General features: G+C 36.7%; 1 protein-coding gene. It reads right to left on the bottom strand.

The window, feature by feature from the left end; all coding sequences use genetic code 11:
• Window positions 1-749, bottom strand: a 749-nt coding sequence (gene istA, locus ACTWQB_RS17380) for an IS21 family transposase (RefSeq protein ID WP_443140403.1), incomplete at its 3' end; no start/stop codon positions are given.
• Between the last annotated feature and the right edge of the window lie 77 nt (window positions 750-826).

Genomic DNA, 826 nt, shown 5'->3' with positions numbered 1-826 from the left:
ACCTTATTTTCAACATGTCCTTTTTCATGCCCGCTATAGGGGTTACAGTCCTGAATTTCAAAACCGTAGTAATTTGCAAATTGTATAAACTCATCTGTGAACTGAACTTCTTCATGGCGTCCCCTTGGACGTACCACGGCTGCCTTTAAGTTATCAATTCGTATAGATTTAGGTACTCCACCCATTTGTTTAAAGATTGTTTTTAATCCGTATAAGAAACATTCTTGATTCTCTCCTGGTAATGGAACACAGAATGCAGAATTGCTGAAAGGTAAACTTAAAGATAAACCATGTATATCAATGTATTTACCGTCTTTGACACCCTCCATTTTCCCAAAATCAACTTGAGCTTCACCCGGCGGGTGTTGTAGTCGCTCATAATTTTGGTCTTTTGTAGAATCATCATTAACCTTCCCGGCATTCCAATCTTGAATATAATTACATACGGTTCTATAGGACCCAGAAAAACCTAACTCTTGTAATTGCTCGAAGATAGTTTTATTGGTTCGACGTTTCTTTCTATGTAGTTTACGATCTTCGATTAACCAATCTGAAACGATGTCACCCCAACCTTCTTCATACATCATGCCTCGTTTCTTTACTTGTGTTTCTTGAGGGATGTCATCTTCATCAGCATATTTTTTAGCTGTTCTCCAATTAATACCAAGGGTATTAGCGATTGAATTAATAGACTTAGATTTTTGATTTCTTAAAAGTTTGATACAATTAACTTCAGACATTGCCAGCATTCCTTTCAACCTCCACTGTGATTTGATTAGACACCAATAACAGTAGAGTTATTTGATTGGGCTGGCAAGTCTTTTTT

Origin of the sequence: Piscibacillus sp. B03, from assembly GCF_052246295.1 — a bacterium.
Taxonomy (GTDB): Bacteria; Bacillota; Bacilli; order Bacillales; family Alkalibacillaceae; genus Piscibacillus.
The sequence above is the reverse complement of the archived record's forward strand: the minus strand, read 5'-3'. Positions and strand labels throughout refer to the sequence as shown.